Below are 25,845 nucleotides of genomic sequence, written 5' to 3'. Positions count from 1 at the left end.
CCCTGCTCCTGTGCCCCCTGCCCCGACGTCCCGTCCGCATCGAGGTCGCGCGCCCATGATCCCCCTGCCCGAGGCCGCCGAGATCCTGCCCGATGCCGCCGCGGTGGCGGAGGCCGCCGCCGAACGCCTCGTCGCCCTGTGCGCCTCGGCGCCGCGCCGCGAGATCGCGGTCTGCCTCTCCGGGGGCTCGACCCCGAAGCGCCTCTATGCCCGGCTCAGCCAGCCGGCGTACCGGGCACGGCTGCCCTGGGAGCGCCTGCACTGGTTCTTCGGCGACGACCGGATGGTGCCGTGGACCGACCCGGCGAGCAACGTCCGCATGGCGCGCGAGGCCTTCGGCGACGCGCCCATCCCCGAGGGCCACCTGCACGGGATGGAGACGGGCGGCACGCCGGAGGCGGGGGCGCGCGCCTATGCGGAGACCCTGCGGGCGTTCTACGGCGCGGCCGTCCTCGACCCGGCCCGGCCCCTGTTCGACCTCGTCCTCCTCGGCCTCGGCGAGGACGGGCACACCGCCTCGCTCTTTCCGGCCAAGCCGGCGCTGGCGGAGCGCCACGCCTGGACGGCGCCGGTGCCGGAGGCGGGGCTCGCCCCCTTCGTGCCGCGCATCACCCTCACCTTCCCGGCCCTCGCCTCGGCCCGCGAGACCCTGGTCCTCGTCACGGGGGCCGGGAAGCAGGAGCCCCTGCGCCGGCTCGCGCGCGGCGAGGACCTGCCCGCCCGGCACCTGCGCAGTGTTGGCCGCCTCGTCTGGCTGGTGGACCGGGAGGCGGCCGGGGCCTGATCTGCGCGAAAGCAGAGCTTCGCCGTCCCGAGTCGCCGCTTCACTGACAAAAGGGATTGATTTGTCGGTATCGGTGAGCGAACACTTGCCGATTGCCGGAATCTCCCGGTTTCGCAACGCTGTGCCATGGGCGTGGAGTCTTCCGACGGCCTGTCCCGCCGCCCCGCCCCTGCCCGGCGGCCGCGCCGCGCGTCCCATCACCGGATCGGGCCGCTGCGCTCGGTCTCCGAGGCCGCGCCCCATCCGATCCTGCGCGGCATGCGCGCCGGTGCCCTCGCGGGCCTCGCCCTCGTGGCCGTGCTCGGCCTGCCGGTCCTGCTGATCCTCACCGTGAAGACGCCCTACCCGGTCGCGGACGAGGCGCCCGGCCCGGCCCGGGTCTGGGCCGCCGAGCCGGTCGCCCGGGCATCCGCCGAGGCCCTGCCCGCACCGTCGCCGGCATCCTCGCCCACCCCCTTGGCGACTGCGGCACCTGCGGCGAACGCCAGGCCGGCCCCGATCGTCACGGCCGTGGCCGAGCCGGCGGCGATCCCCACCGCCCCCGCGTCCGGCGGCGCCCGCGCGGAGCGTCCGGCCCTCAGCCTCGACCTGATTCCGGTGCTCGACGACGAGAGCGGCGATCTCACCATCGAAGGGCCGGTGGCGCCCGCGGCCCCGGTGGTCAGGCCGGCCCGGCCGGCCCGCGCCGCGGCGGCCAAGCCGCCCAGGACCCCCTGAAACGGCCTCCCCTCCGGCCAGGCCGAAGGCCGCCATCCCGAACCGGTCGGGCCGAGGCCCACGCATGAAGACCCCGCCGCGACGCAGGTCGGGCGGGTCGAGGTCGTCGGACGTCCCGGGTAGGGTCAGGCGGCGCGCCGGACCGGATCGCGGGTGTTGTCGTTGAGGGCGACGAACATGCCGGCGGAGCCCGTATCGGCGGCGACCGGCGGCGCGGCCTCGTCGTCGATCAGCAGGGCCAGCATCGGGCCGATGGCGACGGCGGCCAGGCCGAGAACGAACAGAGACAGCATCCTGGAACCCCCGTGACGGTGCGAATTCTCCTTATCGCACTGCACAACGGAGTTTGGTATGCCTTATACCGCACTGCGGTCCTGCGGCCGGAGCCGGGCTGAAGAACGGACCATCCGGGCCCTGCCGGGCCGATCGGCGCGGGCCCTGCCGGGCGGGTCGGCGCGGGCCTACCGGTGCACCGGCTCGCCGACGATCGGCGGCAGCGGCAGCAGGTAATATCCGCCGACCAGCAGGATGGCCGAGAGGACGAGGCCGAGGGACGAGACGTACAGCACGGTGAAGACGTCGCGGTTCAAGTCGGCCGTCTGCAGCACGACGATCGCGAAGGGAATGCTCACCAGTGCGAGGAGAACGGAGAGGGCCATCTCGGAACCTTTGGCGGAGGAAGGCGGACCGAGCCGGCTCGGAATCGCCCGGGACGCGGACGGCATCGAGCCGGGCTCGGGGCCCGGCTCGAGCGGAGGATATCGCACCGGCCGCTCCCGGCGGGAGGCCGGGCGGCGCCCCGGCCCGCGGGCCGGAGCGCGACCGGGATCAGGCGTGGGCCAGCACGCCGGCCGGCTGCACCACGCCCTGCGCGGCGTGGTGGCGCTTCAACATCGGCCGCAGCACGGCGATGGCGAGGAAGGCCGCCACGAGGTCCATCACCGCCACGGTGTAGAGCACCGTCGCCCAGGTGCCGGTGGCCTGCATCAGCAGGTTGCCCACCGGCACGAACAGCGCGGCGAAGCCCTTGGCGCAGTAGAGCACGCCGTAGATCTTGCCGATGTGCTTGGAGCCGAAGGTGTCGGCGGCGGTGGCGCTGAACAGGGAGTAGACCTCGCCCCAGGCCAGGAACACGATGCCCGAGAGGATGACGAAGGCCCACGGGTTGGTGCCGAAATAGCCCAGTGCCACGATGCCGAGGCCCTCCATGGTGAAGGCGATGAACATCGTCTTCTCACGGCCGATGCGGTCGGAGACGTAGCCGAAGAGCGGGCGCGAGATGCCGTTCATGATCCGGTCGAGCATCAGCGCGAAGGGCAGTGCGGCCATGGCGAAGAAGTACAGGTTGACCTGGAACTCCTTCACGCCGAGATCCTGCGCGATGACGCCGAGCTGGGCCACCGCCATCAGGCCGCCCGTCACCGTGCAGGTGAACATCAGCAGCATTACCCAGAAGACGGGCGTGCGCAGGGCCTCGCGCAGGGTGTAGTCGCGCCGGGTCTGCAGCACCTTGGTGGAGAAGGTGACCTCGCCCTTGGCGGGCGCGCGCAGGCCGAGGGCCGCCAGCATGATGATGCCGCCCTGGATCAGCCCGAAGGTGAAGAAGGCCTGGGCGTAGCTGCCCTGCGCGATCATGTTGGCGATCGGGATGATCGTCAGCGCCGAGCCCGCGCCGTAGCCGCCCGCCGTCAGGCCGACCGCGAGGCCGCGCTTGTCCGGGAACCACTTCAGGGCGTTGTTGATGCAGGTGGCGTAGACGCAGCCGACGCCGATGCCGCCCGCCACCGAGCCGGCATAGAAGCCGGTGAGCGAGGTGGCGTAGGAGTTGATGACCCAGGCGAGGCCGGTCATCAGGCCGCCGAACAGCACCACGCGGCTCGGGCCGTACTTGTCGATGAAGTAGCCCTCGATCGGCGTCAGCCAGGTCTGGACCACGACGAAGATGGTGAAGGCGACCTGGATCGCCGCGCGATCCCAGCCGAAGGTCTTCTGGATCTCGGGAACGAAGAGCGTCCAGGCATATTGTATATTGGCCGCCGCGACCATGCAGGCCACGCCGAAGATCAATTGCAACCATCGATTGACGGATGGCTTCGTCGTAGGGGGCGCGGCAGCAGTCATCGCCATGAGCTCGTTTCCTCGTTCTGCTTGAGACGGGATGCGTTTTGCTGAAGATCCCGATTGAGATGCTCGATTGCGGCCCGCACGCCTGAGGCGAATCCTGCGGTTCACTTGCCGGGCAGCGCACCTGCATTATTTGGTATGCCACGGATCGGTGCAAGCAGAATAATTCTACACTGAACCGCGATTTTTCGGGATTAAACCGGGTGCCGGGCGCGTTTATCGCCTCGGGCCCAGTCCTGGCCCGAGTCGTTCCTGATCAGGGCCCGGCCGATCGCCGGATGATCTCCGGCGGCGTCTTGACTTGCTGTGCTGTGCCTGTCCCCGGGCGCGCCGTTCCTTGGCGGGACTTGGGAGATGGCAGGACTGTGTCGGGAGCGCGGGATCTTGTCGGAGAGTGGGATCGACGGCGTCCCGCTCCGGGCGACCCGGTTTCCTACCGGGGCAGGCGCAGGAGCCGCGGCCGCCAGATGCCGAGCACGACATTGGCCGTCGCCACCGCCAGCAGCACCCAGAGGGTGTTGCGCTCCGGCCCGAGGGTCGCGGCGAGCGTGGCGGGATCGACCCGGCCGGCCAGGGCGAGGGCGCTCTGCTCCGCCTCCTGGCGCATCGGGCCCTGCACGTAGACGAGCACGCCCTCGAACATCAGCACGCCGGTGGCGAGCTTGAGCCAGGCCCAGCCCGCGTTGAGGAAGCCGCGGTTCAGTGTCATGGCCAGCAGGCCGGAGACCAGGGTCAGCGCGAGGCTCGGCAGGACGATCCAGGTGGCGACCGCCCCCATGGCGGCCCGCGCCGCGGCGTAGCCGTCCAGGGCGCTCGGCGACGGCGCCACGCCGAGCATGACCACGAGGGCCGCCATCGCGCCCATGAGGCCGGTCGCCCCCATGGTGTGGAGGAATTTCATCAGGCGTCGCGTCATGCGTCCGGCTCCCGTCGGGACCGGCCGATCCTAAGCCGGACAGGCGGGGTCGCGGTAGGCGGGTCGGACAGGCGCCGCGATCCCGGCTCTCAGCCCTCCCGGTCGGGCGCCACGTGGATGCGGGCGCCGGCCTCGGCCAGGCGCCGCAGCTGCTCGCGCGGCTCGGACGAATCCGTCACCAGGGTCCAGTCGCGCGGCAGCGGCGCCCAGGCGGTCTGCTCGGCGCGGCCGAGCTTGCCGGCATTGGCCAGCACGATCACCTCGCGCGCCTGACGCATCATCAGGGACTTGAGGGCGACCTGGTCGAGGCTCGCCTCGCACAGGCCGCGCCCGGCCACGACGCCGTCGGCACTGAGGATGGCGCGGTCCGCCGTCATCAGGCGCAGGGCCTCGATGGCCAGGGGCCCGACGGTGCTCATGCTGGTGGCCCGCAGGGCGCCCCCGAGGACGACGAGGTCGAGGTCCGGGGCCTCGGCCAGGAAGGGCAGCAGCGCGAGGTTGTTGGTGATGATGCGCAGGCGCCGCTTGGCCAGGAGCTGGCCGAAGGCCGCCACGGTCGAGCCGGCATCGAGGATCAGCGTGTCGCCGTCCGCCACGAGATCGAGGGCGGCGCGGGCGATCGCCCGCTTCTCGGCGCCGTTCACGGCGAGCCGCTCGGTGAGGGTGGTCTCGGGCGGGTGGCGCGTCAGGATCGCCCCGCCATAGGTCCGGCGCACGGCCCGGGTGGCCGAGAGGTGCTGCAGGTCGCGGCGGACCGTGGAGGCGGAGACCTTCAGGCGGGCTGCGACGTCGTCGACGTCGATCTCGCCGACGCTCAGCGCCTCCAGCAGCAACGCCCGACGCTCCTGGCTGCGCATCGACATGGGGTCCTCTGGCTCTCCCGGATCCGGTCCCTCGTCATGGCCGAGGCCGCGGCCCCTGGCCAGGGCGTTTCGCCCGGGCCAGCCACGCGCCGCGGGACGGCCCCAGCCTCAGGCGGCGGTCGATTTCGGGGCGAGGTCGACGGCCTGGCGCAGGGCCTCGATCAGGCTGCGCTCGTCCGCGATGCCCGTGCCGGCGATGTCGAAGGCGGTGCCGTGGTCGACGGAGGTGCGGATCACCGGCAGGCCCACGGTGATGTTGACCCCCGCCTCGAGCCCCAGGACCTTGATCGGGCCGTGGCCCTGATCGTGGTACATCGCCACCACCATGTCGTAGTCGCCCCGCCCGGCGAGGAAGAACAGCGTGTCGGCGGGCAGCGGCCCGCGTACGTCCCAGCCCCTGGCCTGGCAGGCCGCGATGGCCGGGGCGATCTTCTCCGCCTCCTCGCCGCGCCCGAACAGGCCGTTCTCGCCCGCATGGGGATTGATCGCGCAGACGCCGATCTTCGGATTCTCGATGCCCGCCTTCACCAGGACGGCGTGGCCGCGGGCGATGACGCGCTCGACGAGGCCGGGCTCGATCTTCGCGATGGCGTCGATGAGGCCGATATGGGTGGTGACGTGGATCACCCGCAGCTTGGGCGAGACCAGCATCATCGAGACCTCCGGCGTGCCCGTGAGATGGGCCAGGAGCTCGGTATGGCCCGGAAACCGGTGGCCGGCGGCGTGGAGCGCCTCCTTGGACAGGGGCGCCGTGCAGATGCCCTGGGCCTGCCCGGCCTGCACGACCTCCACCGCCTTCGCGATGTAGCGGTAGGCCGCCTCACCGGCCGCCGGCGAGACCTGCCCGAACGGCAGGTCGGCGGGCACCACCTTGAGGTCGAGGCACTGCACCGCCCCGCCGTCGAAATCCGCCGCCGCGGCCGCGGACAGAGAATCGACCGCGAGGCCGGAGCCGACGATCCGGCCGGCCTGCCGCAGGCGCCCGGCATCGCCGATGACCAGGGGCCGGCACGCGGCCTGGACCTCGGCATGCCCCAGGGCCTTCATGATGATCTCCGGTCCGATGCCGGCGGGATCGCCCATGGTGATCGCGAGGGTGGGACGGGTCATGAAGCGGGTCCTTCGGTTCTGGCGGCGCGCAGGCGCTCGCAAATGCGGATGAGGGAGTCGGCGTCGCCGAAGGCGCCGGCCTTGGTGGCGACCGGCACGGCGAGACGCCCCAGGGTCAGGCCCAGGGAGACGCCGGGCTCGATCTCGTCGACGAGGCGGATGCCGTCGACGCCGAATCGCGCCAGCAGCGCGGCGGCGGTCTCGCCGCCGGTGGCCGCCACGGCGCCGATCCGACCCACCGCCGGGTCGAGGGCCTCGGCGAGGCTCCGCGCCAGGCGCGGGCCGAGGGTCATGTCGGGTTCGTCCGCCATGGCGATCTCCACCAGGGCGTCGCCGCCGGTCTCGAGGATGGCGGCGACCCGCCCGGCGAAGGCCGCCCGGTCCGCGCCGCCGCCGAGCAGCGTCTCGGGGCTGACGGGCAGGTGGGTGACGCCCTCCCGCCCGGCGAGCCGGCGGGCGGCCGCCCGGCTCGTGGCCGCCAGGGACCCGACCACGATCAGGCTGCCGAACCGGCTCGGCGCGAGGGACGTGACGACGGGCCGGCTCGCCGGTGTCGTCGGGCCGGCGGCGAGCGCGTGCGCGAGGCCCGCGCTGCCGACGAAGAACGGGGCCGGCGCGATGCCCAGGCCCGCCGCCGCGATCCGGGCGAGATCCGCGTCGGTCTCGGCGTCGCAGACCGCGACGGCCGGCCCCGTTGTAGCGATCCGGGCGAGGGCGCCGGCGAGGTCGGGCCCGCGCACGGCCGCGAGCGGCACCGTCGCGCTGCGGATTCCCGCGGAGGCGAGGACGGCGCCGAGGTCGGCGCTGGCGTAGGTGTGGTCGCGCCGCCAGACCTCCGCCTCCTCCAGCGGGCGGCCGTCGACCCGGACCCGGCCCCCCCGGGTGGTCCGGCCGGTGGCCGGGAAGGCCGGGGCGCAGATGCCGAAGGCGGACCCGTTCCGGGCCGCCAGGACCGCCATGGCGGCGGCGGTCTCGGCGGCGGGCTGGCCCCGGAGCGTCGAGTCGATCTTCTTGAACAGGAGGCGGTCCGGTTCGAGCCAGCGTTCCAGCAGGTTGGCGTGCCGCGCCGCCGCGGCCTCCCCGGACAGGCCGCGGCTGTCGGCGTCGTAGGCCAGCACCGCGAGGTCCCGGTCGGCGACGCCCGCGGCGGCACCCCAGGTCACCGCCGCGTCGAGGCCCCGCCGCCCGAAGGCGATGGCGCAGTCGGCCGCCCCCGTCAGGTCGTCGGCGAGGATGAGCCAGCGGCGGGCCGGATCGGCGGAGGCCATGTCAGCGCCCGGCGACGGGCTGCGCGGGCGCGACGCCCTCCGGGACCTCGGTCTCGGCCACGACCTCGCCGCCGCCGAAGCGCCGGGAGGCCCAGGCCGTGGCGATCGGCACGAGGATTGCCGTGACCACGACGCAGGCCGCCACCAGGATCGTGGCCGGCCCGGCGGCCTCGGCATAGGCCGGGTTGGCGGAGGCGACGATCGCCGGCACGGCGGCGGCGTTGCCCGCCGTCGAGGCCGCGGCGATCCCGGCGACCCCGGTCCCGCCCGTGAGCCGGTCGGCGAAGAACAGCGGGATGCCGGTGACCACCACCACGGCGACGCCCATGGCGAGGCCGAGGAGGCCCGCCTGCCAGACCTTGGTCAGGTCGAGGCCGGCCCCGAGGGCGAAGGCGAAGAACGGGATCATCACGGGAATCGCCCGGCCGAGGAAGGCGCGCATCTCCCGGTCGAGATTGCCGATGATCATGCCGACGAGGAGCGGCAGGATGGCGCCGACCAGGGTCTGCCAAGGAAAGGCCGAGAGTCCGGCGACCCCGAGGGTCACCATGGTGAGGAAGGGGCCGCTCTCCAGGGACATCACGGTGTAGGCCCCGACGTCGCGCGGGCGGCCGTACTGGCCCATCAGCGCCATGTAGAGGCCCCCGTTGGTGTCGTTCATCGCGGCGACCACCGCCAGGGTGGAGAGGCCCGCGAACATGCCGGCCGCGACAGGCGCCTCGCCGAGGACCTGCCCGAAGACCAGCCCGAGGAGGATGGCGATGCCGACCTTCACGATCAGCAGGGTGCCGCCCTTCTTCATGATGTAGGGCGTGGCGCGGAAATCGATGCTGGCGCCCATGCAGACGTAGAAGACGGCCAGGATCGTCAGGGCGCCGGAGAAGAGCGCGCCCGTGAACGAGCCGAACAGCTTCGGGGTGCCGGGGAAGAACGTGGCGATCAGGGCGCCGGCCAGGAGCGGCACCACCATCATGCCGCCGGGCACCGCCTCGATGGCCCGCTTGATCGGAATCTGCATGCGCGTCTCCTCCGTGCGCATTTTGCGCAATTTTTTGAGTTTTTGTGATCTCGCGCCGATGCCGAGTGAATATTCGGTGGAGCGACCCGCGTCATTCTGCGCATATTGCGCATGAGGTCAATAAAATTGCGTGATACGCGCAACCCTGAGCCGATCCTCCCCGAGGCGGGCGCTCCATCGCCCGGGCTGCCGGATTCCGGGCGTCCGCCTTGGTGATCGTCCGCCGGGAGGGCAAGATCGGTTCGGTCCCAGGATCGACCGCGTCCCAGAATCGGCCCGGTCCTGGGATCGGCCTCCCCGCCCCGCCCCGGACGGGCCGCGTTCCCGAGAAAACCGAAGGTCCCCGCCGTGACCCCATCAGACGAGGCATCGCCAGCCATGACGACATCCCAGGCCCCGGGTTCTCCCGCCGGGACCGGCCGCGTGCCGAAGGTCGTGATCGCCGAGTTCATGGACGAGGCCGCCATCGCGGCCGAACTCGGCGGGTTCGCGACGCTCTACGACCCGGCCCTGGTCGACCGTCCGGAGGACCTGCGGGCGGCCCTGGCCGATGCCGACGCCCTCGTGGTCCGTAACCGCACCCAGGTGACCGCGGCGCTCCTGGCCGCCGCCCCCGGGCTGACGGCGGTGGGGCGCCTGGGCGTGGGCCTCGACAACATCGATCTCGCCGCCTGCCGGGACCGCGGCGTCGCCGTCTATCCCGCCACCGGCGCCAACGACGTCGCGGTGGCGGAATACGTGATCGGCACGGCGATGCTGCTCCTGCGCGGCGCCTACGGGGCCAGCGCCGCGGTGGCGGCCGGGACCTGGCCGCGCAACGCCCTGATGGGCCGGGAGATCTCCGGCAAGCGCCTGGGCCTCGTCGGCTTCGGCGCCATCGCCCGCGAGACCGCCCGGCGCGCCCTCGCCCTCGGGATGCGGGTCTCGGCCCACGACCCCTTCCTGCCGGCCGACGACCCGGCCTGGCGGGCGGATGGCGGCCCGGTCGTGCCAGCCGATCTCGACGGGCTCATCGCCGGCAGCGACGTCCTGTCCCTGCACGTGCCGCTGACGCCCGAGACCCGGGGGATGATCGGCGCGGACGCCGTCGCCCGGATGCCGGCCGGGGCGGTGCTGATCAATGCGGCGCGGGGCGAGGTGGTCGACGGCGCAGCCGTGGCGGCGGCCCTGCGCGCGGGGCATCTCGGCGGGGCCGCCCTCGACGTCTTCCCGCAGGAACCCCTGGATGCCGCCGCGGGCGCATCCTTCCGCGACGTGCCCAACCTCATCCTGACGCCGCACATCGCCGGGGTGACCCGGGAATCGAACGGGCGCGTATCCCGCGTGACGGCCCAGGCCGTGCGCCGTCACCTGTCCGGGGTCCGGGCGCCATGACCACCACGGGCCTCGACGCCGTCGGCGATCCCGCAGCGTGGCGGGACGCAGGACCGGCCCATCGCGGATTCCCGCGCGTCGGCGTATCAGGCGCCGGGGCGGGATGTGCGCGGCGGGATTTCGCGCCGGAAGCCCGCGGACGGGCGCGTCCTAGAGGATGGCGGTGATGAAGGCGGCAACCTGCGCATGAGCGTTCGCGACCATCTGGGCCACCGGCTCGTCGGACAGGTAGATACGGCCCGCCATCAGGGCCGCGGCGACCAGCCAGAACCCGATCACGGCGACGTTGCGCGCCCGGCGGTCGCCCGCGGTGGCGGCGCCCTGGCAAGCGATCTCGACGGGCTCGCCGAAGGGATCGTAGGCCATCGCCCGGTTGTCGGAGGGGGTACTCATCCGTGTGAATGTCGGCCTTCGCCCCTGCCCGATCAATGGACGGGTTTTGCGAAGATTCGCGCCACGGGAGAGCATTGTTCTCGCGGCCCGGACTGGGGCAGAATTTCCTTCCGAATGCCGCGTGGAAAGGCAGCATGAGCGCCGAGAGCATCACCACCGTTCCGGCCGGGGCGGACAGGCCGGGGGCCGCGGGCGGGCGGATCGCCTCGCTCGTGCCCGGCATCCTCGTCTGCCTCGCCGTCACGGCGGCGGCCCTGGCCGTGCAGGCCCTGGAGGAGCACGCCACCGGCCATCCCTACGTCGAGGCGCTCGTCATCGCGATCCTGCTCGGGATCGCGCTGCGCACCCTGTGGAGCCCGGGCGCCCGCTTCCGGGCCGGCATCGCGTTCTCGGCCAAGCAGGTGCTCGAACTCGCCGTCACCCTGCTCGGGGCCTCGATCAGCCTCGGGGCCATCGTCGCCTCCGGCACGAGCCTCCTCGTCGGCATCGTCGCCACGGTGGTGCTGGCGATCGTGGCCAGCTACGGCATCTGCCGGGTGCTCGGCCTGCCGCCCCGCATGGCGATCCTGGTGGCCTGCGGCAACGCCATCTGCGGCAACTCCGCCATCGCCGCGGTGGCGCCGGTGATCGGGGCCGACAGCAAGGACGTGGTCGCCGCCATCGCCTTCACGGCGGTGCTCGGCGTGCTGATGGTGCTGGGCCTGCCGCTCTTCATTCCCCTCGTCGGCCTGTCCGCGCACCAGTACGGCACGCTGGCGGGGCTCACCGTCTACGCGGTGCCGCAGGTGCTCGCCGCCACGGTGCCGGTGGGCATCCTGGCGACCCAGGTCGGCACCCTGGTCAAGCTCGTGCGCGTGCTGATGCTCGGGCCCGTGGTGGTGGCCTTCTCCTTCATCGCCCCGCACCTGCCCCCGGAGGGCGCCTCGGCCGGAGGGCGGCCCGGCCGCCTCGGCTTCTTCAAGATCGTGCCCTGGTTCATCCTCGGCTTCCTGGTGCTGGCGACCCTGCGCTCGGCCGGGCTCGTCCCGGACGCCGCCTCCCAGCCGGTGACGCGTCTCGCGGGCCTCCTCACCGTGGTGTCGATGGCGGCGCTGGGCCTCGGCGTCGACGTGCGGGTGCTGGCGCGGGTCGGCGGCCGGGTCACCCTGGCGGTGACGGGCTCCCTCGTCGTCCTCCTCGCCGTCAGCCTGTCCCTGATCTGGGCCCTCGGGATCGCCTGAGCGCTCGCCCGGGCCGGCTCCCGCCGCCGCCCGCTTGGGCGGAGGGCCTGTCTCCGGCGAGGGGCTTGTGCTTCAGGCGAAGTGTTTGGAGAGCTTCAGCCCCTGGGCCTGGTAATTCGAGCCGGCGCCCGTGCCGTAGAGGGTGGCGGGGCGCTCCACCATGCGCTCGTAGACGAGGCGGCCGACGATCTGGCCGTCCTCCAGCAGGAACGGCACGTCGCGCGAGCGCACCTCGAGGACCGCGCGGGCGCCGGCACCTCCGGCGGCGGCGAAGCCGAAGCCCGGATCGAAGAAGCCGGCGTAATGGACCCGGAACTCCCCCACCAGGGGGTCGAACGGCACCATCTCGGCGGCGAAGTCGGGCGGCACCTGCACCGCCTCCTTGGAGGCCAGGATGTAGAACTGGCCCGGATCGAGGATCAGGGCCCGGGACGGGTCGGCCTGCAGGGGCTCCCAGAAATCCGCCGCCCGGTGGGCTCCGGGCGCGTCGACGTCGACGAGGCCGGTATGGCGCCGGGCGCGGTAGCCGATGAGGCCGGAGAAGCCCGAGAGATCGATGGAGACGCCGATGCCGCCCTGGAAGGTCGGGCTCGGGGCGTCGACCAGGGGCGAGGCCGCGTGCAGGGCGGCGAGCGCGGCATCGGTGAGGCGGGGCTCGCCGCGCCGGAAGCGGATCTGCGACAGGCGCGAGCCGGTGCGGACCTTCACCGGGAAGGTGCGGGGCGAGATCTCGGCATAGAGCGGCCCGTGATAGCCGGCCTCGACCTGGTCGAAGGCGGCGCCCCGGTCGGTGATGACCCGGGTGAAGACGTCGATGCGGCCGGTGGAGCTCTTCGGGTTGGCGCTGGCGGCGAGGTCGCCCGGCAGGGCGAGGTGCTCCTGCAACTCGGCGATGTAGACGCAGCCCGTTTCCAGCACGGCCCCGTTCCGCAGGTCCATCTCGTGTAGTGCGAAGGCCTCGATACAGGCCGAGACCGTGCGGGCGCCGGGCAGGAAGCTGGTGCGCACGCGGAACACCCGGGCGCCGAGGCGCAGGTCGAGGCTCGCGGGCTGGATCTGGTCGGGGGCGTAGGGCGTGTCGGGCCGGATCGCGCCCGCGCGCGTCAGCGCCTCGATCCCGCCCGCGGCCAGAATCCCGTGTGGGCGGCTTGGCCCCCCGTCCTGCATCGCGGCCAGAATCCCGTCTTGCATCCGCTCGCACCACCCGCTGGTCCATCGGGCACCACCCCGGACGCGGCCGGGGCGGGACCGCCGCATCCTGCACGCATGCGGCCGGATCGCCTAAGGTCCGGTTAAGCCTCCGGCTCCCGCTCGATCCGCAGGACGATCCAAGCGAGGACGAGGCGCGCGATGGCACCCATGGCGATCAGACCCGCGAGCGCGCTGGCCAGGATCGGGAATCCGGCGGGCCAGGCGGCCAGGGCGACGGCGAACAGCACCGCGCCGAGGCCGGCGGCCGGCCCGAAGGCCAGCACCAGGGAGGGCAGGCCCGCGATCCGGGGCGGCCCGCCCCCGCGGCGGGCGAGCCAGGCCCCCGCCGCCTGCGCCAGCCCGTCGAGGCCCAGCGCCACGGCGAGCGCCAGGGCGGCCCAGCCGTTGCGCTCCGGCGCGGTCCAGGCGAAGGCGCCGGTCAGGCCCGCGAGGGCGAGGCCGGCGAGGAGCGCTCGGCCGGCGGACGGAAGGCGCGGGCGCGAAACGGTCTCCTCGACCACGGGACACGGACCTCGATCTTGCGCGGGCACCCCCGCATTCGCCACGATTGACGCGGTTTTGCGAGGGCCGTACCACGACGCCCTGTGCTTGTCGCGAACGCAGCGCGCTCGGAGTTCAGGTCCGGCCAGGGAGGCATGACGGGGATGTACAAGGCTCAGACGCGCGGGATCAGCGTGACCGTGATGCCACGCTTCGTCGAGGAAGAATCGTCGCCGGCCGAGAGCCGCTACTTCTTCGCCTACACGGTCGAGATCGTGAACAACGGCCCCGAGCAGGTGCAGCTGCGCTCGCGCCACTGGCGCATCGTCGACGGGCGCGGCGAGACCCAGGAGGTCCGCGGTGCCGGGGTGGTCGGCAAGCAGCCGGTGCTCGAGCCGGGCGAGTCGTTCAGCTACACCAGCGGCTGCCCGCTCACCACACCGGACGGCCTGATGGCCGGCAGCTACACCATGGCGACCCATGGCGGCGAGAGCTTCGAGGCGGAGATCCCGGCCTTCTCGCTCGATTCGCCCCACGTCCGCCGCAGCGTGCATTAAGGTCATGTCGGCCGAAGGCCCGCGCCCGGAGACCCTCGACTGGCTGGCGCGGCTCGTGGCCTTCGACACCGAGAGCACGAAGTCGAACCTCGCGCTCATCGACAGCGTGGCGGCCTCCCTCGACGCGCTCGGCGTGCCCTTCGTCCGCGTGCCCAACGCGACCGGCGACAAGGCGGCCCTGTTCGCCACCATCGGGCCGATGGTCGACGGCGGCGTCGTGCTCTCGGGCCATACCGACGTGGTGCCGGTGACGGGCCAGGCCTGGAGCGCCGACCCCTTCACCCTGCGGGTGGCGGACGGGCGCGCCTACGGCCGCGGCGCCGTCGACATGAAGGGCTTCTGCGCCCTGGCCCTGGCGGCGATCCCGCGCTTCCAGGCCGCCGGCCTCGAGCGCCCGATCCACATCCTCCTGTCCTACGACGAGGAGACCACCTGCCTCGGCGTCGCCGACACCATCGCGCGCTTCGGCGCCGACCTGCCGCGCCCGGGCGCGGTGATCGTCGGCGAGCCCACCGACCTCGAAGTGGCCGACGCGCACAAGAGCATCGTCACCTACCTCACCACCGTGCACGGGCACGAGGCGCATTCGGCCAAGCCGATGCTGGGCGCCAACGCCGTGATGGCGGCGGCCGACCTCGTCTCCGAGCTGAACCGGATCGCCGACGCCATGATCGCGCGCGGCGACGCCTCGGGGCGCTTCGACCCGCCCGCCACCACCGTGCATGTGGGCACCATCGCGGGCGGCACGGCTCGCAACATCCTGCCCAAGGTCTGCACCTTCCACTGGGAGTTCCGCGGCCTGCCCGACCTCGACATGGGCGAGATCCCGGCCCTGTTCGAGGCCAAGGTGCGCAGCGTGCTGCGCGACCGGCTCAACCGCTACGGCGATTACGGGCGCATCGAGACGCTGGAGGAGGTCTCGGTGCCGGGCCTCGCCCCCGAGCCCGGCTCGGCGGCCGAGCGGCTGGCGCTGCGGGTGGCGGAGCGCAACCACACGATCTCGGTGCCCTACGCCACCGAGGCCGGGCGCTTCCAGGTCGCCGGCATCCCCACCGTGGTCTGCGGCCCGGGCTCCATCGACCAGGCGCACCAGCCGGACGAGTACATCACCCTCGCGGCGCTCGCGGCCGGGGAGGCCTTCATGGACCGCCTCGCGGCGGCGTGCGTGACGCCATGACCGCCTTCGTGTCCCGCACCATCGCGGCGGACGGGCCGGTGAAGCTGCGCCCGCTGGAGCGCGAGGACCTGATGTTCGTGCATCAGCTCAACAACAACGACAGCATCATGCGCTACTGGTTCGAGGAGGCCTACGAGTCCTTCGCCGAACTGGCGCAGCTCTACGAGCGCAACATCCACAACCAGACCGAGCGGCGCTTCATCATCGCCAATTCGGAGGGCGCGCCCGCCGGGCTCGTGGAGCTCGTGGAGATCAACCACCTGCACCGGCGCTGCGAATTCCAGATCGCGATCCACCCGGCCTTCCAGGGCCAGGGCTACGCCCCGCGGGCCACGCGCATCGCCATGGACTACGCCTTCAGCGTCCTGAACATCCACAAGCTCTACCTGCACGTGGACAAGGACAATGCCCGCGCGGTGCGGATCTACGAGCGCTGCGGCTTCGAGCCCGAGGGCATCCTGAAGGACGAGTTCTTCGTCAACGGCAAGTACCGCGACGCGGTGCGGATGTGCCTGTTCCAGCCGGCCTACCTCGCCCGTCGGGGCGGCGGCGACATCGCCGACCCGGTCCTGAAGGCCTGAGCGCGACGCGCGGCGCCGGACCTCCGCGAAGAGGCCCGGCGCCGTTTCCCATCAGGCGATCGGCCATCAGGCGATCGGATTGCCGATCCGCCGGCGATCAGTTGCGGCCCGCGCCGCCCTGCCCGCCGGTGCGCTCGCCACCGCCCATGTTGCCACCGCCCATGCTGCCGGACTTGCCGCCCTGCGCGCCGGCATTCATGCCGCGCTCGCCGCCGCCGGTCCGGTTGCTGGTGTTCATGGTGCCGCGCTCGGCGCCGCCCGAGCGGTCGGCTGCGTTGCGGACGCCCGGGCCCTCGGTCCCGCGCTCGCGGTTCGTGTCGCGCTCGGCCGAGGCGCCGTTGCGGCCCCCCTGCTGACGGCTATCGGCGTTGCGGATGCCGTCCCGCGACTCGCTCTGGGTCGAGCGGACGCTTCGCGTGTCGCGCCCCTCGTCGGTGCGGGACGAGACGGCCTTGCCGCGGAAGCTGCGCTCCTCGAAGCGGGCGCCGACGGTGCCGCCCCGGCGCTCGGTCACGGTCAGGCGGCGATAGTCCGGCGAGCCGTAGACCACGCGCTGGCCGCGCACCACGACGTAGCGGGTGCCGGGACGGCGGGTGGTCGTCTCCTCGATCCGGACGAGGCGACGGTACTGGGGCGAGCCGTAGAGGACTCGCTGGCCCCGAATGGTGACGTAGCGCCGGCGCGAGCGCTCCATCACGCGGTCGCCGCCGCGATGCTCGACGGTGACGAGGCGGCGATATTCCGGCGAGCCGTAGACCACGCGCTGGCCGCCGATGAAGACGAAGCGGCCCGAGCGCCGTCCGCCCTCGAAGCGCTCGCTGCGCGACTCGCTGCGGGCGTTGACCGAGACGCGGTCGCGCTGCTCGCGGCCGCCGACCCGGTCCTCTCGGGACGCGGAATCCTGGCGGGACGAGGTCCGGGTCGCCCGGTCGCCGCGCGCGCCGTCGCCCCGGTCCGCGCTGCGGGACTGCGAATCCTTGTTCTGCGCATCACGGGCCTGCGAATCCCGGTTCTGGGAGTCCCGGGCCGCCGTGTCGCCGCGGCCGCCGCTCTCCATGCGGCCGCCCTCGCGGCGTCCGCCGGCCTCGGCCCGGCCGCCCATCTCGCTGCGGGCACCGCCCGAAGCGCCCTCGGCGCCGCCCTGGCTGCGTGCGGCGGCCCCACCGCGGCCCCCGGCCTCGCCGCCGCCGGCAGCGCCGGCCTGGCCCGCGCCCTGGGCGTAGGCCGAGGTCGTCATCAGCAGTGCCGTCAGACCAACGACGAGATTCTTGCTGACCAGATTCTTGCCGACCGTAAATTTCTTCATCGACGTTCCTCCTGAGCTCTTGTTGAGCACTCTTGAGAAACCCCAAACGTCGAAACCTTAGAAACGGTTCAAATACAAACCTCGGCTGCAGGGACGAGCATTTGCAGCGTCTTGTTCTGCATTATGGTCAAGCTTGGCGTTGCTGCCGCGACCTGTGCCGCGGCAGCCCGCATCAGGTGCCCGACTGGGCCGCGACTTCGGCCTCCACCGCCGCCGGGTCGAGGTCGTAGCGCCGCGAGCAGAACTCGCAGGTGATGCCGATGCGGCCGTCATCGGCGATCATGTCCCGGCGTTCCTGGGGCGAGAACGAGGTGATCATGCCCATCACCCGCTCGGGCGAGCAGCGGCACTGCTCGCGCACCCCTTGCGCCTCGAACACCCGCACGCCGCGCTCGTGGAACAGGCGGTAGAGCAGGCGCTCGGCCGAGACCTCCGGGTCGACGAGCTCGTGGTCCTCGATGGTCGAGACGAGGCTGCGCGCCTCGACCCAGGCATCGTCCTCCGGCACCCCGTTCGCGTCGAGGTGCACGTGACCCTCGGGGATGTCGCCCGGGGGCAGGTCGGCGAGGCGAGCCCGGTCGATGGATTGCGGCAGGAACTGCACCAGGAGTCCGCCGGCCCGGTAGGTCCGGCCGCCGCCGGCATATTGCTCGGCCACCGCGAGGCGGACCTGGGTCGGGATCTGCTCGGACTGGCGGAAATACTGGTGCGCCGCCTCCTCCAGGCTCTGGCCCTCCAGGGCGACGACACCCTGGTAGCGGCTGCTGGTCGGTCCCTGGTCGATGGTCATGGCCAGATGACCCTGCCCGATCAGGTCCCGGTCCTGCAGCGGCCCGGCGCCGAGGGCCTCCACCCGCGCCGTGTCGAAGCGCGCGGTGGCGCGCAGCCGGTCGGGCGCCTCGAAATCGACCACGATCATCGCGACCGGGCCGTCGGTCTTGGTCTGGAGCTGGAAGCGGCCCTCGAACTTCAGGGACGAGCCGAGAAGGACGGTGAGGGCCGCTGCCTCCCCGAGGAGGCGCGCCACCGCGTCCGGATAGCCGTGGCGGCGCAGGATGGTGTCGACGGACGGGCCGAGGCGGACCACCCGGCCGCGCACGTCGAGGGCCTCGACGGCGAAGGGCAGCACGACGTCGTCCTCGCCCTCGATCAGGAGCGGGGCTCCGTGTCCGGCGGTGGTTCCAGCAGGCATTCCAGAAGTCATGGCAGCTCCGATCGGGCTCGACGAACGCGAGGGCCGGGCCACGGACCGCGTGACCCCTGGGACGGGGTCAGGGTCGGGTCATGGGATCGCCGAGCGGAATCGGCGGCGCACCGGTCGGAACGGCCGCGCTCGTCGCGCGGCCGCACCCGGCCCTCGTGAAGGATGACGCCTATATAGGCCTCCGGACGCGGCGGCGCGACGGGGCGGGGCCGCCTGGCGCGCAAGCAGGCCCGGCGGGGCGCGTGCAGCGGGCCGGGCGCGGCCCTCAGAGCCCGTGGGCGTGCAGGCACCAGGCCAGGATGCCCTTCTGGGCGTGCAGGCGGTTCTCGGCCTCGTCGAAGATCACCGATTGCGGCCCGTCGATCACCTCGGCGGTGACCTCCTCGCCGCGATGGGCCGGCAGGCAATGCATGAAGATCGCGTCCTTGGCCGCCGCCGCCATCAGCTTGGCATCGACCCGGTAGGGCGCCAGGATGTTGTGGCGGTGCTGGTCGTCCTCGTCGCCCATGGAGACCCAGCAATCGGTGACCACCGCGTCCGCCCCGTCCACCGCCGCGTAGGCGTCGGTGGTGACGTTGACGGCGGCGCCCTGCGCCTTCGCCCAGTCGAGGAGCGGCTGGGGCGTCGACAGCTCCGGCGGTGCCGCGATGTTGAGGGTGAAGTCGAAGCGCGCGGCGGCGTGCACCCAGGAGGCGAGCACGTTGTTGGCGTCCCCCGACCAGGCCACGGTGCGGCCCTTGATCGGCCCGCGATGCTCCTCGAAGGTCAGGAGGTCGGCCATGATCTGGCAGGGGTGCGAGACCTTGGTCAGGGCATTGATCACCGGCACGCTGGCGTACTCGGCGAGCTCCAGCATCAGCCCGTGGTCGAGGATGCGGATCATGATCGCGTCAACGTAGCGCGACAGCACCCGGGCGGTGTCGCCCACGGTCTCGCCCCGGCCGAGCTGCATCTCGCTGCCGGTCAGCATCAGGGTCTCGCCGCCGAGTTCGCGCATGCCGACGTCGAACGACACGCGGGTGCGGGTCGAGGGCCGGTCGAACACCATCGCCAGGGTCTTGCCGATGAGGGGCCGGTCCTCGGCCAGCTCGCCCTTGCGGCGGCGCGCCTTGATGCGGGCGGCGGCGTCCAGCACCGTGCGCAGCTGCTCGGACGAGAAATCCTTGAGGTCGAGGAAGTGGCGGGTTCCGTGTCCGGTCCCGTTCAGTGTCGTGGTCATCGGTCCGTTCTTCGTGTGCGTGGTCCCGGTTTCGGCAGATCCGGTCGGGCTTCGATGGGTCCGGCGCCGCGGCCGGGTTCGTGCGGCCGCCCGGCCGGTGACGCGTCGGGCTACTCGGCGGCGCCGCGCAGGCGCGTCCCGAGCCGGCCGGACGCCGTGTCGAGGCGGGTGACCGCCTCCGCCACGTCGGCCTCCGTGATGATCAGCGGCGGCAGCAGGCGCACCACGTTGTCGCCCGCCGGGATCACCAGCAGGTGGGCGTCGCGGGCGGCGGCGGCGAACTCGGTGTTGAGCACGTGGAGCTTGAGGCCGAGCATCAGGCCCTCGCCGCGGATGTCGGCGATGACGGTCGGGTGCCGGTCCTGCAGGGCGGCGAGGCGCTGCTTCAGGATGATGCCCATGCGCTGGACATGGTCGAGGAAGCCCTCGGCCAGGATCACGTCGAGGACGGCGTTGCCCACCGCCATGGCCAGCGGATTGCCGCCGAAGGTGGTGCCGTGGCTGCCCGCGGTCATGCCGCGCGCGGCCTCCGCCGTGGCGAGGCAGACGCCCAGGGGGAAGCCGCCGCCGATGCCCTTGGCCGCGCTCATGATGTCGGGGGCCGCCCCCGACCACTCGTGCGCGAACAGCTTGCCCGTGCGGCCGACCCCGGTCTGGACCTCGTCCATGATCAGCAGGATGCCGTGTGCGTCGCAGAGCTCGCGCAGGCCGCGCAGGCATTGCGGCGGCACCGGGCGCACGCCGCCCTCCCCCTGGATCGGTTCGATCAGGATCGCGGCCGTCTCCGGGCCGATGGCGGCGCGCAGGGCCTCGTGGTCGCCGAAGGGCACCTGGTCGAAGCCGTCGACCTTCGGGCCGAAGCCCTCGATGTACTTCTGCTGGCCGCCGGCCGCGATGGTAGCCAGGGTCCGGCCGTGGAAGGCGCCCTCGACGGTGATGATCCGGAAGCGCTCGGGATGGCCGTCGGCGGCGTGGTACTTGCGCGCCATCTTGATGGCGGCCTCGTTGGCCTCCGCACCGGAATTCGCGAAGAAGGCCACGTCCGCGAAGGTCGCGTCCACGAGGCGCCGGCCCAGCCGCTCGCCCTCGGGGATCTCGAACAGGTTCGAGGTGTGCCAGAGCTTCTGCGCCTGCGCGGTCAGGGCCTGGACGAGGTGCGGATGGGCATGGCCCAGCGCGTTCACCGCGATGCCGGCGCCGAAGTCGAGGTATCGCTCGCCGCCGCGCGCCTCGAGCCATGCGCCCTCCCCGCGCTCGAAGGCGATCGGGGCCCGGGCATAGGTCGGCAGAAGGGCGGATGTCACGATCCCGTCTTCCCGTCATGTCTCGCGGGCACGCGAGAGACGCGACCGCACCAAATGAAAGTGCCGCCTCGGACGGGGCGGCACGCGCGCGATTACTAGAGAAAAGCCCAATTCTGTCAACGACAGACCGGGTTCACATCCCTGACATGCCTGCCAATTAGGCTGTTGCGCGCGCGATGCGCGGTCTGCCTTGCGCCGTCGTCGCGGAAGTGCTCAGAGCCGCGTCACGCCGGCCGGACGACCCGAGGCCGCCCAGCAGAGGACACCACACAGCATGAGCACCGTCACGGAACGCCTGGAGGCCCTCGGACTGACCCTGCCCAAGGCCGCGGCCCCGGTCGCGAACTACGTGCCCTTCGTGCGCAGCGGCAACCTCGTGGTGGTCTCCGGGCAGATCTGCTTCGGCGCCGACGGCCGAATCGCCGACGCGCACAAGGGCAAGCTCGGGGCCGAGGTCTCGGCCGAGGACGGCATCGCCGCCGCCCGGCTCTGCGCCCTCAACGTGCTGGCCCAGGTGCAGGCGGCGGTGGGCGACCTCGAGCGCGGGGTCGTGCAGTGCATCCGCCTCGGCGGCTTCATCAACGCGGTCCCGACCTTCGCGGGGCTGGCCGGCATCATGAACGGCGCATCCGACCTGATGGTGGAGGTCCTCGGCGACCGCGGCCGCCACGCCCGCTCCACCGTCGGCGTCGCCGAACTGCCCCTCGACGCGGCCGTCGAGGTCGAGGCCATGTTCGAGGTCAAATGACCCCGAACGCCCCCGACTGGCTGACCGCCCGGCCCATCGCCCATCGCGGCCTGCACGACCGGGCGGCCGGCCGGCCCGAGAACACCCTGGCGGCGGCCGAGGCGGCGATGGCCGGCGGCTATGCCATCGAGTGCGACGTGCAGCTCAGCGCCGACGGCGAGGCGATGGTGTTCCACGACGAGACCCTGGGCCGCCTGACCACGGACGCGGAGGCGGTCGGCGCGCGTCCGGCCGCCGCCCTCGCGGCGCTGGCGGTCGCGGGGAGCGCCGAGCGCATCCCGACCCTGCCGGACTTCCTCGCCCGGATCGGGGGACGCACGCCCCTCGTGATCGAGGTGAAGTCGCGCTACACCGGCGACCTGCGGCTCGCCGAGCGCGTGGCCGCCCTCGCGGCCGCCTATGACGGCCCTTTGGCCCTCAAGTCCTTCGACCCGCACGTCGTCGCCGCGCTGCGGAGGCTGGCGCCCGGGCTCCCGCGCGGCATCGTTGCCGAGACGCGCCAGGACGACCCGGCCTACGCGACGCTGGCCCCCAGCCTGCGGCGCTCCCTCTCCGACCTGCTGCACTTCGACGAGACCCGGCCGGACTTCCTCTCCTGGCGGGTGGACGACCTGCCCTGCGCACCCACGCTCCTGTGCCGGCTCCTCGGACGACGCCCCGTGATGACCTGGACCGTGCGAAGCCCGGAGCAGCGCCGCCACGCCGGGATCCATGCCGACCAGATGGTGTTCGAGGGGTTCCGCCCCTGTGGGGGCGACGTTTGACCACCGATGGCATCTGGATGACACTTCCGCCCATGGCACAGCTTCCCCTCGAACGCATCGAACAGATCGGGCTTTCGGCGGCGCAATCCGTGGCCGGTCCGAAGCTGCGGGCCATCAGGGTCCGGGTCGCGGTCGATTCGACGGACGAGCCCGCCTACTACCTGTCCTTCCTCTCTGAGGCGGGCCAGGCCCAGGAGCCGGAATTGATCCTGGATATCGCCCACAAGGTGCGCGACGGGCTCATTGCGAGCGGGGACGAGTCCTATCCCTACATCCGTCTCGTGACGCCGGACGAATGGGGCGGTCCGTAGGGTGCTCGATCCGTCCGAGCTTCTCGACGTCGCGCGCGATCTTGCGGGACCTGTAGGCTCCTGCTCGGCTCGACGCCGTCGGTCAGTGTCGACCGCCTATTACGCCCTGTTCCACGCCCTGCTTCAGCGAGCCGCCGACGAGTTCGTCGGGGCCGGTCACCGGAACGCGGCCCATTACGCGCTCCTGTACCGCGCCTTCACCCATAGCCGGATGAAGCAGGTTTGCGAGGAACTCGACAAGCCGAACCTGCGCACGGGATACCGCGAGAAGCTGAAGCGGACGTCGGTGAGCATCCCGATTCGCTATCTTGCGACGGCCTTCGTCGCGTTGCAGGAGGCGCGCCATCAAGCCGACTACGATCCCCAGGCGGCGATGAGCGATGCGGATGCGTAGCGCGCGTGCGGCCTTGCGGCGTTTGGGATGCGGATGCTCGCGAGCGCCGGCCCGGCCGAATTGCGAGACGTCCTGGCGCTGATGATGTTCGACCAGCAGCGCCGGTAGCCCCCTGCGACGGCGCGGGGCGCCGCGCCGCCCTTGGCCCGCCGGGTCCCGGGGACTAGATTGCCCGGCGATGACGAACCCCGGCGAGACACATCGGCCCGGCGACGAATCCGGCGCTTCGGCCGAGTCCGTGACGGACCTGCAGGTGCGCGCGGTGCCGGGGCTCGCCGGGATCGCCGCGGACGCGTGGGACGCCTGCGCCACCTCGGCCGAGACCCTCTCGGGGGGCGACGAGACCCACAACCCCTTCACCTCGCACGCCTTCCTGTCCTCCCTGGAGGATTCGGGCTGCGTCTCGCGCAAGACCGGCTGGCTGCCCCTCCACGTGGCGGTGGAGCGCGAGGGCCGCCTCGTGGGCGTGGCCCCCTGCTACCTGAAGTCCCACAGCCAGGGCGAATACGTCTTCGACCACGGCTGGGCCGACGCCTACGAGCGGGCGGGCGGCAGCTACTACCCCAAGCTCCAGGTCAGCGTGCCCTTCACCCCCGTCACCGGCCCGCGCTTCCTGATCGCGCCGGGCAGCGACGTGAACGAGGCGGCCTCCGCCATCGTCGCGGGCCTGCGGGCGCTGCGCGCCGAGACCAAGGCCTCCTCGATCCACGTCACCTTCATGCAGGAGCGCGAGTGGGCCCAGGCCGGGGCGCTGGGCTTCCTCCAGCGCGTCGACCAGCAGTTCCACTGGGACAATGCCGGGTACGGGACCTTCGAGGACTTCCTCGGGGCCCTGGCCTCCCGCAAGCGCAAGGCGATCCGGCGCGAGCGCCGCGACGCCCTGGCGCCCGGCATCACCATCGAGCATGTCACCGGCGCCGACCTGACCCCCGCCCACTGGGACGCCTTCTACGAATTCTACGCCGATACCGGCGCGCGCAAGTGGGGCCGGCCCTACCTGAACCGGGCCTTCTTCGGGCTCCTGGGCGAGCGCATGCCCGAGCGGGTGCTGCTGGTGATGGCCAGGCGCGAGGGCCGCTACGTCGCCGGCGCCATCAACCTCATCGGGGACGTCGCCCTCTACGGCCGCAACTGGGGCTGCGTCGAGGACCACCCGTTCCTGCATTTCGAGGTCTGCTACTATCAGGCCATCGACTTCGCCATCGCGCGCGGCCTGAAGCGCGTCGAGGCGGGCGCGCAGGGTGAACACAAGCTCGCCCGCGGCTACCGCCCGGTCCTCATGCACTCGGCCCACGACATCGCTGACCCGGCCCTGCGGCGCGCCGTGGCCGATTACTTGAGACGCGAGCGCGAACACGTGCTGGAGGCGGCCGAAGTCCTCGACACGCTGACGCCGTTCCGGCGGGAAACCTCGCCCGAACCCGATGGACCCTCGGAGCGGCCGGCATCCGACTTGCCTGAGGCCGCGCCGGAGGCCGAGTTGTCCCATCCAGACGCGTCCTCCGATCCGAAACCGCCCGCCGACGACGCGCAGACCGCCCCGCGCGGGGCGCGAGAGCCCAAGGACGATCCGTGAGCCCCATCGACCGCATCAAGACCTTCGCCGACGACCTCGTGGCGATCCGCCGGGATTTCCACGCCCATCCCGAGCTCGGCTTCGAGGAGGTGCGCACCTCCGGCATCGTCGCCGCGGAGCTGGCCCGCTACGGCATCGCCGTCCATCGCGGCATCGGCGGCACCGGGGTGGTGGGCGTGCTGGAAGGCCGCACGGGCGCGGGCCGGCGCATCGGCCTGCGCGCCGACATGGACGCCCTGCCGATCGAGGAGGAGACCAACCTGCCCTACCGCTCGACGGTGCCGGGCAAGATGCACGCCTGCGGGCATGACGGCCACACCACGATGCTGCTGGGTGCGGCGCGCTACCTCGCCGAGACCCGGGACTTCGACGGCACCGCCCTGTTCGTGTTCCAGCCGGCGGAAGAAGGCCAGGGCGGCGCCCGCGCGATGATCGCCGACGGCCTGTTCGAGACATTCCCCTGCGACGAGATCTACGCGATCCACAACCAGCCCAACGGCCCGCACGGCAAGATCAAGCTGCGCCCCGGCCCGGCCATGGCGGCGGCGGACTTCTTCGACATCCGCATCACCGGGCGCGGCGCCCACGCGGCCCAGCCGCAGCAGGGCATCGACCCCATCGTGGTCGGCGCCACCCTGGTCCAGGCGCTGCAGTCGATCGTCTCGCGCAACGCCGACCCGCTCAAGAGCGCGGTCCTCTCCGTGACGCAGTTCCACGCGGGCGCGGCCTACAACGTCATCCCGGAGGGCGCGCACATCACCGGCACGGTGCGGACCTTCGACGCGGACCTGCGCAGCCTCGTCACCACCCGCATCCGCGAGATCGCCGCGGGCCTCGCGACCGCCTACGGGGCGACGATCGACGTCGACATCCGCGACGTGTTCTCGGTGCTGATGAACAGCCCGGAACACGCGGCGGCCGCCGCCGACATCGCCCGCGAGCTGTTCGGTTCGGAGGGCGTCGACGACCAGTCGAAGCCGCGCATGGGCAGCGAGGATTTCGCCGACATGGTCGCGCGGGTGCCCGGCGCCTATGCGTGGATCGGCTCGACCCCCGGCCCCGGCCTGCACAATGCGAGCTTCGACTTCGACGACAGCATCATTCCCCTCGGCTCGGCCTTCCTCGCCCGCCTCGTGGAGCGGCGCACCGCCGCCTGACGCAGCGCGGACCCGGGCGGGCAAGGGGGGACGAGGCGCGGGTCCCCGCCGCCTCGTCCCCCCTTGCC

The 25,845-nt window shown here is 72.4% G+C and carries 28 protein-coding genes; 13 read left to right on the top strand and 15 right to left on the bottom strand.

All coding sequences use genetic code 11. The features are described 5' to 3' along the window. Window positions 1–55: 55 nt before the first annotated feature. Together pgl and AC3WLN_RS18690 are read left to right on the top strand one after the other, a co-directional pair. Complete coding sequence (gene pgl / locus AC3WLN_RS18695; RefSeq protein WP_492483739.1) at window positions 56–784, top strand: 6-phosphogluconolactonase; 729 nt, start codon at window positions 56–58, stop codon at window positions 782–784. Between the two features lie 126 nt (window positions 785–910). Beyond that, window positions 911–1,501 carry a hypothetical protein gene (locus AC3WLN_RS18690; RefSeq protein ID WP_492483737.1) on the top strand — a complete coding sequence of 197 codons (591 nt, stop codon included), beginning with the start codon at window positions 911–913 and terminating at the stop codon, window positions 1,499–1,501. A 125-nt stretch (window positions 1,502–1,626) separates the two neighbouring features. Here AC3WLN_RS18690 and AC3WLN_RS18685 read toward each other — a convergent pair whose 3' ends face one another. The 8 genes from AC3WLN_RS18685 to AC3WLN_RS18650 all read right to left on the bottom strand — a co-directional run bounded on the left by AC3WLN_RS18685 (window position 1,627) and on the right by AC3WLN_RS18650 (window position 8,800). After that, window positions 1,627–1,794 (bottom strand): hypothetical protein, encoded by a 168-nt coding sequence (locus tag AC3WLN_RS18685; protein WP_492483735.1) that lies wholly within the window; start codon window positions 1,792–1,794, stop codon window positions 1,627–1,629. Between the two features lie 168 nt (window positions 1,795–1,962). Next, window positions 1,963–2,160, bottom strand: coding sequence for a hypothetical protein (locus AC3WLN_RS18680; protein WP_463777812.1), 198 nt, complete (start codon window positions 2,158–2,160; stop codon window positions 1,963–1,965). Between the two features lie 169 nt (window positions 2,161–2,329). Next, window positions 2,330–3,628, bottom strand: a complete 1,299-nt coding sequence (oxlT, locus tag AC3WLN_RS18675; RefSeq protein WP_492483733.1) for an oxalate/formate MFS antiporter — start codon at window positions 3,626–3,628, stop codon at window positions 2,330–2,332. Between the two features lie 430 nt (window positions 3,629–4,058). Further along, the gene (locus tag AC3WLN_RS18670; protein WP_492483731.1) at window positions 4,059–4,541 is read right to left on the bottom strand and encodes a hypothetical protein; all 483 of its coding nucleotides are present in this window, start codon (window positions 4,539–4,541) and stop codon (window positions 4,059–4,061) included. 89 nt (window positions 4,542–4,630) lie between these two features. After that, window positions 4,631–5,404, bottom strand: a complete 774-nt coding sequence (locus AC3WLN_RS18665; RefSeq protein WP_492483729.1) for a DeoR/GlpR family DNA-binding transcription regulator — start codon at window positions 5,402–5,404, stop codon at window positions 4,631–4,633. A gap of 108 nt (window positions 5,405–5,512) precedes the next feature. Then, window positions 5,513–6,514 carry a 4-hydroxythreonine-4-phosphate dehydrogenase PdxA gene (pdxA, locus tag AC3WLN_RS18660; RefSeq protein ID WP_492483727.1) on the bottom strand — a complete coding sequence of 334 codons (1,002 nt, stop codon included), beginning with the start codon at window positions 6,512–6,514 and terminating at the stop codon, window positions 5,513–5,515. After that, on the bottom strand, window positions 6,511–7,782 hold the full coding sequence (locus tag AC3WLN_RS18655; RefSeq protein ID WP_492483725.1) for a four-carbon acid sugar kinase family protein: 1,272 nt from the start codon (window positions 7,780–7,782) through the stop codon (window positions 6,511–6,513). The genes pdxA and AC3WLN_RS18655 overlap by 4 nt, the downstream gene beginning before the upstream one ends. A gap of 1 nt (window position 7,783) precedes the next feature. Further along, window positions 7,784–8,800 carry a 2-keto-3-deoxygluconate permease gene (locus tag AC3WLN_RS18650; RefSeq protein ID WP_492483723.1) on the bottom strand — a complete coding sequence of 339 codons (1,017 nt, stop codon included), beginning with the start codon at window positions 8,798–8,800 and terminating at the stop codon, window positions 7,784–7,786. 423 nt (window positions 8,801–9,223) lie between these two features. On the opposite strand from AC3WLN_RS18650, the gene AC3WLN_RS18645 reads away from it, so the two are divergent. Then, complete coding sequence (locus AC3WLN_RS18645; protein WP_492483743.1) at window positions 9,224–10,174, top strand: NAD(P)-dependent oxidoreductase; 951 nt, start codon at window positions 9,224–9,226, stop codon at window positions 10,172–10,174. 150 nt (window positions 10,175–10,324) lie between these two features. Here the strand turns inward: AC3WLN_RS18645 and AC3WLN_RS18640 are convergent, their stop codons facing one another. Continuing rightward, complete coding sequence (locus AC3WLN_RS18640) at window positions 10,325–10,567, bottom strand: hypothetical protein (RefSeq protein ID WP_492483721.1); 243 nt, start codon at window positions 10,565–10,567, stop codon at window positions 10,325–10,327. A gap of 134 nt (window positions 10,568–10,701) precedes the next feature. Here AC3WLN_RS18640 and AC3WLN_RS18635 point away from each other — a divergent pair, with 134 nt between their 5' ends. Further along, window positions 10,702–11,787, top strand: coding sequence for a YeiH family protein (locus AC3WLN_RS18635; RefSeq protein WP_492483719.1), 1,086 nt, complete (start codon window positions 10,702–10,704; stop codon window positions 11,785–11,787). A gap of 72 nt (window positions 11,788–11,859) precedes the next feature. Here AC3WLN_RS18635 and AC3WLN_RS18630 read toward each other — a convergent pair whose 3' ends face one another. Continuing rightward, window positions 11,860–12,978 (bottom strand): 2'-deoxycytidine 5'-triphosphate deaminase, encoded by a 1,119-nt coding sequence (locus AC3WLN_RS18630; protein ID WP_492483717.1) that lies wholly within the window; start codon window positions 12,976–12,978, stop codon window positions 11,860–11,862. Between the two features lie 101 nt (window positions 12,979–13,079). Then, window positions 13,080–13,499 carry a hypothetical protein gene (locus tag AC3WLN_RS18625; RefSeq protein ID WP_463777788.1) on the bottom strand — a complete coding sequence of 140 codons (420 nt, stop codon included), beginning with the start codon at window positions 13,497–13,499 and terminating at the stop codon, window positions 13,080–13,082. Window positions 13,500–13,643: 144 nt separating this feature from the next. On the opposite strand from AC3WLN_RS18625, the gene apaG reads away from it, so the two are divergent. Genes apaG through speG form a run of 3 tightly spaced genes read left to right on the top strand, consistent with a single transcriptional unit; the run spans window position 13,644 to window position 15,794 of the window. Beyond that, a complete protein-coding gene (apaG, locus tag AC3WLN_RS18620; protein ID WP_055950877.1) occupies window positions 13,644–14,036 on the top strand; it encodes a Co2+/Mg2+ efflux protein ApaG in 393 nt (130 codons plus the stop codon). A gap of 4 nt (window positions 14,037–14,040) precedes the next feature. Then, window positions 14,041–15,213: an acetylornithine deacetylase gene (gene argE / locus AC3WLN_RS18615; RefSeq protein WP_492483716.1), complete on the top strand. Its 1,173-nt coding sequence runs from the start codon at window positions 14,041–14,043 to the stop codon at window positions 15,211–15,213. Further along, window positions 15,210–15,794 carry a spermidine N1-acetyltransferase gene (speG, locus tag AC3WLN_RS18610; protein ID WP_492483741.1) on the top strand — a complete coding sequence of 195 codons (585 nt, stop codon included), beginning with the start codon at window positions 15,210–15,212 and terminating at the stop codon, window positions 15,792–15,794. Before argE ends, speG begins: the two co-directional genes overlap by 4 nt. 97 nt (window positions 15,795–15,891) lie before the next feature. On the opposite strand, the gene AC3WLN_RS18605 is transcribed toward speG, so the two are convergent. From AC3WLN_RS18605 to AC3WLN_RS18590, 4 genes are all read right to left on the bottom strand, one after another. Further along, the gene (locus tag AC3WLN_RS18605) at window positions 15,892–17,100 is read right to left on the bottom strand and encodes a hypothetical protein (RefSeq protein ID WP_492483715.1); all 1,209 of its coding nucleotides are present in this window, start codon (window positions 17,098–17,100) and stop codon (window positions 15,892–15,894) included. 172 nt (window positions 17,101–17,272) lie between these two features. Further along, complete coding sequence (locus AC3WLN_RS18600) at window positions 17,273–18,292, bottom strand: Hsp33 family molecular chaperone (RefSeq protein WP_492483714.1); 1,020 nt, start codon at window positions 18,290–18,292, stop codon at window positions 17,273–17,275. Window positions 18,293–18,569: 277 nt separating this feature from the next. Beyond that, window positions 18,570–19,523, bottom strand: coding sequence for an ornithine carbamoyltransferase (argF, locus tag AC3WLN_RS18595; RefSeq protein ID WP_492483713.1), 954 nt, complete (start codon window positions 19,521–19,523; stop codon window positions 18,570–18,572). A 110-nt stretch (window positions 19,524–19,633) separates the two neighbouring features. Next, window positions 19,634–20,827 (bottom strand): aspartate aminotransferase family protein, encoded by a 1,194-nt coding sequence (locus AC3WLN_RS18590; RefSeq protein WP_492483711.1) that lies wholly within the window; start codon window positions 20,825–20,827, stop codon window positions 19,634–19,636. A gap of 274 nt (window positions 20,828–21,101) precedes the next feature. Between AC3WLN_RS18590 and AC3WLN_RS18585 the strand changes: the two genes are divergently transcribed. The 6 genes from AC3WLN_RS18585 to AC3WLN_RS18560 all read left to right on the top strand — a co-directional run bounded on the left by AC3WLN_RS18585 (window position 21,102) and on the right by AC3WLN_RS18560 (window position 25,777). Then, a complete protein-coding gene (locus tag AC3WLN_RS18585) occupies window positions 21,102–21,575 on the top strand; it encodes a RidA family protein (RefSeq protein ID WP_492483709.1) in 474 nt (157 codons plus the stop codon). Next, the gene (locus tag AC3WLN_RS18580; RefSeq protein WP_492483707.1) at window positions 21,572–22,339 is read left to right on the top strand and encodes a glycerophosphodiester phosphodiesterase family protein; all 768 of its coding nucleotides are present in this window, start codon (window positions 21,572–21,574) and stop codon (window positions 22,337–22,339) included. The genes AC3WLN_RS18585 and AC3WLN_RS18580 overlap by 4 nt, the downstream gene beginning before the upstream one ends. Before the next feature lie 32 nt (window positions 22,340–22,371). Next, window positions 22,372–22,650 (top strand): hypothetical protein, encoded by a 279-nt coding sequence (locus AC3WLN_RS18575; protein ID WP_492483705.1) that lies wholly within the window; start codon window positions 22,372–22,374, stop codon window positions 22,648–22,650. 85 nt (window positions 22,651–22,735) lie between these two features. Beyond that, entirely contained in the window at window positions 22,736–23,044 is a 309-nt protein-coding gene (locus AC3WLN_RS18570; protein ID WP_492483703.1) for a hypothetical protein, read from the top strand. Window positions 23,045–23,222: 178 nt separating this feature from the next. Then, a complete protein-coding gene (locus AC3WLN_RS18565; protein WP_492483701.1) occupies window positions 23,223–24,620 on the top strand; it encodes a GNAT family N-acetyltransferase in 1,398 nt (465 codons plus the stop codon). Then, window positions 24,617–25,777, top strand: coding sequence for a M20 aminoacylase family protein (locus tag AC3WLN_RS18560; RefSeq protein ID WP_492483699.1), 1,161 nt, complete (start codon window positions 24,617–24,619; stop codon window positions 25,775–25,777). Before AC3WLN_RS18565 ends, AC3WLN_RS18560 begins: the two co-directional genes overlap by 4 nt. The last annotated feature ends 68 nt before the right edge of the window (window positions 25,778–25,845 follow it).

It is taken from the genome of Methylobacterium sp. FW306-05-D, from assembly GCF_058782155.1.
This window is presented reverse-complemented; position numbering and strand designations above follow the sequence as displayed.

What these genes read in the sequence shown, in the direction of transcription:
- AC3WLN_RS18680 (WP_463777812.1), bottom strand. Translation starts at nt 2,160, where the DNA reads ATGGCCCTCTCCGTTCTCCTCGCACTGGTGAGCATTCCCTTCGCGATC.
- argE (WP_492483716.1), top strand. Translation starts at nt 14,041, where the DNA reads ATGTCGGCCGAAGGCCCGCGCCCGGAGACCCTCGACTGGCTGGCGCGG.
- speG (WP_492483741.1), top strand. Translation starts at nt 15,210, where the DNA reads ATGACCGCCTTCGTGTCCCGCACCATCGCGGCGGACGGGCCGGTGAAG.
- AC3WLN_RS18580 (WP_492483707.1), top strand. Translation starts at nt 21,572, where the DNA reads ATGACCCCGAACGCCCCCGACTGGCTGACCGCCCGGCCCATCGCCCAT.
- argF (WP_492483713.1), bottom strand. Translation starts at nt 19,523, where the DNA reads ATGACCACGACACTGAACGGGACCGGACACGGAACCCGCCACTTCCTC.
- AC3WLN_RS18665 (WP_492483729.1), bottom strand. Translation starts at nt 5,404, where the DNA reads ATGTCGATGCGCAGCCAGGAGCGTCGGGCGTTGCTGCTGGAGGCGCTG.
- AC3WLN_RS18605 (WP_492483715.1), bottom strand. Translation starts at nt 17,100, where the DNA reads ATGAAGAAATTTACGGTCGGCAAGAATCTGGTCAGCAAGAATCTCGTC.
- AC3WLN_RS18575 (WP_492483705.1), top strand. Translation starts at nt 22,372, where the DNA reads ATGGCACAGCTTCCCCTCGAACGCATCGAACAGATCGGGCTTTCGGCG.
- AC3WLN_RS18565 (WP_492483701.1), top strand. Translation starts at nt 23,223, where the DNA reads ATGACGAACCCCGGCGAGACACATCGGCCCGGCGACGAATCCGGCGCT.
- AC3WLN_RS18630 (WP_492483717.1), bottom strand. Translation starts at nt 12,978, where the DNA reads ATGCAAGACGGGATTCTGGCCGCGATGCAGGACGGGGGGCCAAGCCGC.
- pdxA (WP_492483727.1), bottom strand. Translation starts at nt 6,514, where the DNA reads ATGACCCGTCCCACCCTCGCGATCACCATGGGCGATCCCGCCGGCATC.
- AC3WLN_RS18685 (WP_492483735.1), bottom strand. Translation starts at nt 1,794, where the DNA reads ATGCTGTCTCTGTTCGTTCTCGGCCTGGCCGCCGTCGCCATCGGCCCG.
- AC3WLN_RS18670 (WP_492483731.1), bottom strand. Translation starts at nt 4,541, where the DNA reads ATGACGCGACGCCTGATGAAATTCCTCCACACCATGGGGGCGACCGGC.
- AC3WLN_RS18655 (WP_492483725.1), bottom strand. Translation starts at nt 7,782, where the DNA reads ATGGCCTCCGCCGATCCGGCCCGCCGCTGGCTCATCCTCGCCGACGAC.
- AC3WLN_RS18650 (WP_492483723.1), bottom strand. Translation starts at nt 8,800, where the DNA reads ATGCAGATTCCGATCAAGCGGGCCATCGAGGCGGTGCCCGGCGGCATG.
- apaG (WP_055950877.1), top strand. Translation starts at nt 13,644, where the DNA reads ATGTACAAGGCTCAGACGCGCGGGATCAGCGTGACCGTGATGCCACGC.
- AC3WLN_RS18690 (WP_492483737.1), top strand. Translation starts at nt 911, where the DNA reads ATGGGCGTGGAGTCTTCCGACGGCCTGTCCCGCCGCCCCGCCCCTGCC.
- AC3WLN_RS18600 (WP_492483714.1), bottom strand. Translation starts at nt 18,292, where the DNA reads ATGCCTGCTGGAACCACCGCCGGACACGGAGCCCCGCTCCTGATCGAG.
- AC3WLN_RS18640 (WP_492483721.1), bottom strand. Translation starts at nt 10,567, where the DNA reads ATGAGTACCCCCTCCGACAACCGGGCGATGGCCTACGATCCCTTCGGC.
- oxlT (WP_492483733.1), bottom strand. Translation starts at nt 3,628, where the DNA reads ATGGCGATGACTGCTGCCGCGCCCCCTACGACGAAGCCATCCGTCAAT.
- AC3WLN_RS18635 (WP_492483719.1), top strand. Translation starts at nt 10,702, where the DNA reads ATGAGCGCCGAGAGCATCACCACCGTTCCGGCCGGGGCGGACAGGCCG.
- pgl (WP_492483739.1), top strand. Translation starts at nt 56, where the DNA reads ATGATCCCCCTGCCCGAGGCCGCCGAGATCCTGCCCGATGCCGCCGCG.
- AC3WLN_RS18585 (WP_492483709.1), top strand. Translation starts at nt 21,102, where the DNA reads ATGAGCACCGTCACGGAACGCCTGGAGGCCCTCGGACTGACCCTGCCC.